Source organism: Blastococcus sp. DSM 46786, assembly GCF_900109665.1.
Lineage (GTDB): Bacteria > Actinomycetota > Actinomycetes > Mycobacteriales > Geodermatophilaceae > Blastococcus > Blastococcus carthaginiensis.
Genome location: NZ_FOAO01000014.1, coordinates 137939 through 144183 on the forward strand (window position 1 = coordinate 137939; position 6245 = coordinate 144183).

General features: G+C 73.5%; 4 protein-coding genes and 1 pseudogene. 3 read left to right on the forward strand and 2 right to left on the reverse strand.

From position 1 onward, the window contains the following. Window positions 1-50: 50 nt before the first annotated feature. On the forward strand, window positions 51-1646 hold the full coding sequence (locus tag BMW62_RS14315; RefSeq protein WP_244524048.1) for an MFS transporter: 1596 nt from the start codon (window positions 51-53) through the stop codon (window positions 1644-1646). A gap of 58 nt (window positions 1647-1704) precedes the next feature. Here the strand turns inward: BMW62_RS14315 and BMW62_RS14320 are convergent, their stop codons facing one another. Together BMW62_RS14320 and BMW62_RS22220 are read right to left on the reverse strand one after the other, a co-directional pair. Further along, a complete protein-coding gene (locus tag BMW62_RS14320) occupies window positions 1705-2703 on the reverse strand; it encodes a cytochrome c oxidase assembly protein (RefSeq protein WP_091931739.1) in 999 nt (332 codons plus the stop codon). A gap of 151 nt (window positions 2704-2854) precedes the next feature. Further along, a complete protein-coding gene (locus BMW62_RS22220; protein ID WP_139206270.1) occupies window positions 2855-4216 on the reverse strand; it encodes a M23 family metallopeptidase in 1362 nt (453 codons plus the stop codon). A gap of 316 nt (window positions 4217-4532) precedes the next feature. Here BMW62_RS22220 and BMW62_RS14330 point away from each other — a divergent pair, with 316 nt between their 5' ends. Both BMW62_RS14330 and BMW62_RS14335 read left to right on the forward strand, forming a co-directional pair. Beyond that, window positions 4533-5675 (forward strand): alcohol dehydrogenase catalytic domain-containing protein, encoded by a 1143-nt coding sequence (locus BMW62_RS14330; protein WP_348271464.1) that lies wholly within the window; start codon window positions 4533-4535, stop codon window positions 5673-5675. Between the two features lie 274 nt (window positions 5676-5949). Continuing rightward, window positions 5950-6245: pseudogene (locus BMW62_RS14335) on the forward strand (hypothetical protein); the annotation flags it as partial.

Genomic DNA, 6245 nt, shown 5'->3' on the forward strand with positions numbered 1-6245 from the left:
TCTCTCCCGGCCGGCGATCCGGCCCGTTCCGCACGACCCGAGGACTTCCCGTGACCGAACCCCTCCCCTCCCCTGCTGCGACCGGCGCGACGAGCTCCGCAGACGAGCCCTACGAGAAGCGCTGGCTGGCCCTGGGCGTCATCGCCATGACCGTGCTGCTGGTCATCCTCGACGCCACCATCGTCAACATCGCCCTCCCGGCGGTCACCGCCGACCTCGGCATCAGCGCCGCCAGCCAGCAGTGGATCGTCACCGCCTACACCCTCACCTTCGGCGGGTTCCTCCTGCTCGGCGGCCGGATCGCCGACTTCTGGGGCCGCAAGCGCACCTACCTGGTGGGCGCGGCCGGCTTCGCCGTCGCATCCGCGCTCGGCGGCATCGCGCAGAACGAGGCGATGCTGTTCGGCGCCCGCGCTCTCCAGGGCGTGTTCGGCGCCCTGCTGGCCCCGGCGTCGCTGGCGCTGCTGACCGTCCTGTTCACCGACCCCAAGGAGCGGGCCAAGGCCTTCGGCGTCTACGGCGCCATCGCCGGCGGCGGCTCGGCCGTGGGGCTCCTGCTGGGCGGCGTCCTCACGGAGTACGCCGACTGGCGCTGGTGCTTCTGGGTGAACCTGCCGGTCGCGGTGCTCGCGATCGTCCTGGCGATCCCGATCGTCCCGGAGAGCAAGGCGCCCGGTGACACCAGCTACGACATCCCCGGTGCGGTGCTGGTCACCCTCGGGCTCGGCGCCATCGTCTACGGCTTCACCCGCGTCGCCGAGGCGTCGCAGACCTTCGCCGCCGAGGCCGCCGCGGCGAACGCCGAGGCGGCGGCACAGGGGGCGCCGGCGCTGGTGACGCCCGCCAGCGGCTGGACCGACGGGCCCGCCTGGCTGTTCATCGTCGGCGGTCTGGTGCTGGTGGCGCTGTTCGTGCTGCTGGAGCTGCGCACCCGCAACCCCCTGCTGCCGATGCGCATCGTGCTGGACCGCAACCGCGGCGGTGCCTACCTGACCTCCACCCTGGTGGGCGCCGGGCTCATCGGGGCGTTCTTCTTCCTGAGCCTGTACTTCCAGCAGGTGCTCGGCTACGAGCCGGTGGTGGCCGGGCTGGCCTCGCTGCCGACCACCCTCGGTGTCTTCATCTCGGCCGGCGCCTCCAGCGCGCTGCTCCCGCGGGTCGGGCCGAAGCCGCTCATGGTCCTCGGTGGGTTCCTGGCCGCCGCCGGCCTGTTCACGCTGTCGTTCGTGGGGCTGGACACCGGGTTCTGGGCGCTGCCCTTCCCCGGTCAGCTGCTGCTCGGTCTCGGCCTCGGCTTCACCTTCGTGCCGCTGTCGAACCTCGCGCTCGTCGGCGCCGGGCAGCACGACGCCGGTGCGGCCAGCGCGATGCTGAACGCCACGCAGCAGGTGGGCGCCTCGATCGGCACCGCCGTCCTGGCCTCGCTGTCGGTGGCCGCGATCAGCGCCTACACCGCCGACGCGCTCACGTCCGGGGCGGACCCCCAGGACCCGGCCGTCGGTCTGGCCGCGCAGGTCGAGGGCTACACCACGGCGTTCACCTGGGCCGCCGCCCTGCTGGTGCTGGGCGCGCTCGTCACCCTGGTGCTCATCAAGGCGACGAAGGAGGACCTGCCGGCCGAGAGCACGATGGTGCACGCGGGATGACTCGATCGTGGACCCGGCGCGGGGGCCGGAGGCCTTCCGCCGGGCCCACGTCAGCGGCTCAGCGGAGGTCGGGCACGTTGCCTGGTTGCGGTGTCGTCCGGGAGGACGACGATGCCAGCGCCCGCAGCCGGGCGTTGTACGCCGTGAGCTCCGCGTCGCCGTCGCGGTCGGCCGCCCGGTCGAGGGTGCGGGCCCGCCGCTCGTCCGAGCGGGCCCAGGAGAAGAAGACGACCGACAGCACCAGGACGGTGGGCAGCTCGCCGAAGGCCCACACGATGCCCCCGGCCACGGCCTGGTCGGCGAGCGGGTCGACGCCCCACCCGGCCGGCGGCTCGGCGAAGGAGTCGACCACCAGCGACCCGGCCATCATGATCGCGACGCCGAAGAAGGCGTGGAACGGCACGGGCAGGAACAGTTCGAGCATCCGCCCCGGGTGGCTGAGCGTCCGCGGCCACGGGTCCTGGGCGACGATGGGGCCGAAGAACAGCAGCCCGGTGACGACGAAGTGGGCCAGCATGAACTGGTGCCCCACGGGATTCGACATGAGTGCGTCGAACAGCGGCGTGAAGTAGACGCCGTACAGGCTCGCGAGGAAGAGCGGGACCGTGAACAGCGGGTGGGCCACGACGTAGGCGAACCGGCTGTGCAGCGCCTCGAGCAGCAGCGCCCGCGGGGCACCGGCCGGGCCACGACCGCGCGGCAAGGTGCGCAGCGCCAGCGTCACCGGCGCGGCGAGCAGCAGGAGCAGCGGCGTGATCAGCGAGAGCACCATGTGCTGGGTCATGTGGACGCTGAAGAGCACCATGCTGTACCCGTTGAACCAGGTGCCGGTCGCGGCGAAGAGCGACGCGGTGCCCCCGGTCCAGGCGAGCGTGCGCCACCACGGCCAGCTCACACCGGTGCGCCGCAGGTGCACGACGGCGGCCAGGTAGAGGACCAGGCCGACGACGCTGAGGCCGGCGAGCACCGACCAGGCGTCCAGGTGCGGGAGGAACATCCGCCCCCAGGTCGGCGGCTCGCCCGGGACCCACATCCCCGAGTGGTGCCCGTGCTCCACCACGATCTCCTCCTGCCGGCCGGTCCTGCGACCCCACTGTCCCACCGCGCTGCCCCACCCGAACGGGAGGCGCCGGCGATCTCCCCCACGTGCGACGACGCCCTCCGCCGGAACTGCTCCGGCGGAGGGCGTCGTCGTGGGCCGTGCGGTGTCAGATCTGGACGCCGCGCTCCCGCAACCAGGGCAGCGGGTCGACCCGCTCCCCGTCGATGCCGCCGACGTGCACCTCGAAGTGCAGGTGCGGGCCGGTGGACTGGCCGCGGTTGCCGAGCAGCGCGATGGTGTCGCCGGCGCGCACCACCTGGCCGGGCGTCACGAGGATCTCGTCCATGTGGCCGTAGACGGTGACGTCCCCGTTGCCGTGCTGGATGTACACGGCCAGCCCGTAGCCGCTGGCGGGGCCGGCCTCGAGCACGACGCCGTCCATCACGGCGTACTCCGGCGTGCGCATGGGCGCGGCCAGGTCGATGCCCGCGTGCAGCGTGCCCCAGCGCGCGCCGAAGCCGCTGGTGAGCCGCCCGCCCTCGACGGGGAGCACCGCCTTGGGACGCGCGGCCTCGGCCGCGGCGCGGTCGGCCTCCTCCTGGGCGATCCGGTCGGCCTCCGCCTGGGCGTCCGCGGCGGCGGTGCGATCGGCATCGCGGGCGTTGCGGCTGGCGACCATCTCGCGCAGCCGCGAGGTGTCGTCCTCGTCGACCTGCGGCGCCGCGGTGGAGGCGTCGATGCCGAGCTGTTCGGCGACGCTGACCGAGTGGCCGGCCGTCTCGGTCGCCACCTCCGTCGCACCGCTGACCGACGCCCCGCTGATGCTGAGCGCGCCGACCAGGGCCGCGGCCAGGTAGAGCGCGGAACGCCGGCGACCGGCCGACGGGCGGCGGTCCAGCCAGCCGCGACGGCCCGCCGCGACGGCGGCGACGACCTGCGCCGGCTCCACCTCGGGTGCGACCGCGGCGTCGAGGACGACGACGACCGGCTCGACGGGCGCCGCCGGCGAGGGCTCCTCCTCGACGTCCTTGACGACGACGACGGCCGCGGGCGGGAGGGCCTGTGCCTCGGCGAGCGCGGCGACGTCGGTGACCGGCGCCAGTGCGGCGAGGTCGACGGTGGACCGCTTGTAGGGCGTCGGCCGGCGCCGCACGGGCACCTCGGCGGCGGCCGCGGCGGCGACCTTGGCGGCGATGACCTGCAGGACCGCGGCCCGGGCCGAGGTGAGCGGGGTCGACCCCGCGGACGGTGTGGCGCCCTTCGCGGTCGCGCCGGCGGCCCTGGCGGTCGCCGTGGGCGCGGTGACCGCCTTGGCGCCGGCGGCCCGGCTGCGCGTGCGGGTGGTGGGAGCGGTCGTCCGACGGGCCCCCGCCCCGCGCGCCTTCCCCTGGCGCTGCGGCGGAACCGTGGACCCGGCCTTCTCCTCGATCGTCCCGCTGGTGGCGCGGGCCGGGGCGGACGTGGCGTCGACCGTGCCGGTCGGTGCCGCACCCCCCTCGGGGAGGCGGTCGTGGTGGAGCGAACTCATGCACCTGACTTCCGTCGGCGGACATTGCAGAGCGGCTCCCGGGGAGAGGAGCGAGGCCCATGTAAACACGGCGTGATGGATTCGTGATCTGCCCGACGGGGTAATGACCTGCAGTTATGTGAACTGGACCACTGCAACGCGCGCCGATCGCTCACCAGTGAGTGAGTGTCGGTTAGCGCAGAGTAAGGGACGCGCCGTAGATGGTTGAGAGTCGCGCGATCCGGCTCACGTCGGGGCAGAAGACCCTTTTCCGAAGCCCGATCGAGGGAGAAGTCGTATGCGCGCAGTGACCTGGCACGGTCGTGGAGACGTCCGGGTGGACACCGTCCCGGACCCCGCGATCCAGGAGCAGACCGACGTCATCGTCGAGATCACCTCCAGCGGCATCTGCGGGTCGGACCTCCACCTCATCGAGGTGATGGCCCCCTTCATGTCGGTCGGTGACGTGATGGGCCACGAGCCCATGGGGATCGTCCGCGAGGTCGGGCGGGACGTGACCGCCGTGAAGCCCGGCGACCGCGTCGTCGTGCCGTTCAACATCTCCTGCGGCACCTGCTGGATGTGTGCCGAGGGGCTGCAGTCCCAGTGCGAGACGACGCAGAACCGCGAGCAGGGCATGGGCGCCTCACTGTTCGGCTACACGAAGCTCTACGGGCAGGTTCCCGGCGGTCAGGCCGAGTACCTGCGGGTGCCCTTCGGCAACACGCTGCCGATCAAGGTGCCCGACGCCCCGTCGGACGACCGCTTCGTCTACCTCTCCGACGTGGTCCCCACCGCCTGGCAGGCCGTCCAGTACGCCGCCATCCCCCAGGGCGGCAGCGTCCTGGTCCTCGGCCTGGGCCCGATCGGCGACATGGCGACCCGCATCGCCAAGCACCTGGGCGCCGGGCAGGTCATCGCCTCCGACGTCGTACCGGAGCGCCTGGCCCGGGCCCGGCGCAACGGCATCACCGTCATCGACTCGACCGACCAGGCCGAAGTGGTCGCCCGGGTGCGCGACCTCACCGACGGCCGCGGCCCCGATGCGGTGATCGACGCCGTCGGCATGGAGGCGCACGGCTCGCCGGTGGCGTCCGCACTGCAGAAGGCGACGGCGATCGTCCCCGACGCGATCATGGAGAAGGTCATGCAGGTCGCCGGCGTCGACCGGCTCGCCGCGCTGAACACGGCCATCGAGGCGGTCCGCCGGGGCGGCACCATCTCGCTGTCCGGCGTCTACGGCGGCGCGACCGACCCGATGCCGCTCATGCGCATGTTCGACAAGCAGATCCAGCTGCGCATGGGTCAGGCCAACGTCTGGCGCTGGGTGCCCGACATCCTCCCGCTGCTGATCGACGGGGACCCGCTGGGCGTCGACGAGTTCGCCACCCACCGGGTGCCGCTGGAGCAGGCGCCCGAGGCCTACGCCAACTTCCGCGAGAAGAAGGACGGCGCGGTCAAGGTGCTCCTCCAGCCCTGACCGGCGCCCGACGACGAGGCCCCGGCCACCGCCTCCGCGGTGGCCGGGGCCTCGTCTTCCGGAGCGCCACCCTGGCGACGCACCTTCTCGGCCACCCGGAGAGCACGAACGGGGACGTGCACCGCGGGGAGGTCGGGTGGTCCGCGAGCACCCGCGGCCGCTCCCCGATGCGTCCGGGCCCCGTACCCGGCGTGCTCGATGCCGACGTGGCCCGTGCACTCGTCCAACGCCCGTCGTGCCGGAAACTGTCGTACCCCCTGCCTAGCCTGCGGTCATGTCGGTGGTCGGGTTCGCGGTCGGGGTGACGGTGTCCCCGGTCGACCCGTTCCCCGCGCCGTGGGAGCTGGCCGACCCGGATCCGCAGCGGTGGGACGAGCCGTTGTCCGCGTGGCTGCCGGCCCGGCGCGGCGCGGTGGAGGCCGCCGACCTGCTCGGCCAGATCGTGGTCGCCGAGGCCAAGCTGGCCGCGTTGCGGGTGGAGCTGGTGATGGACCTCGCGGCCGCCCGGCCGGCGCCTTCCGATCCGCCACCTGGGGGTGAGCGGGCCGGGGACCGCGGCCCGGCCGGGGC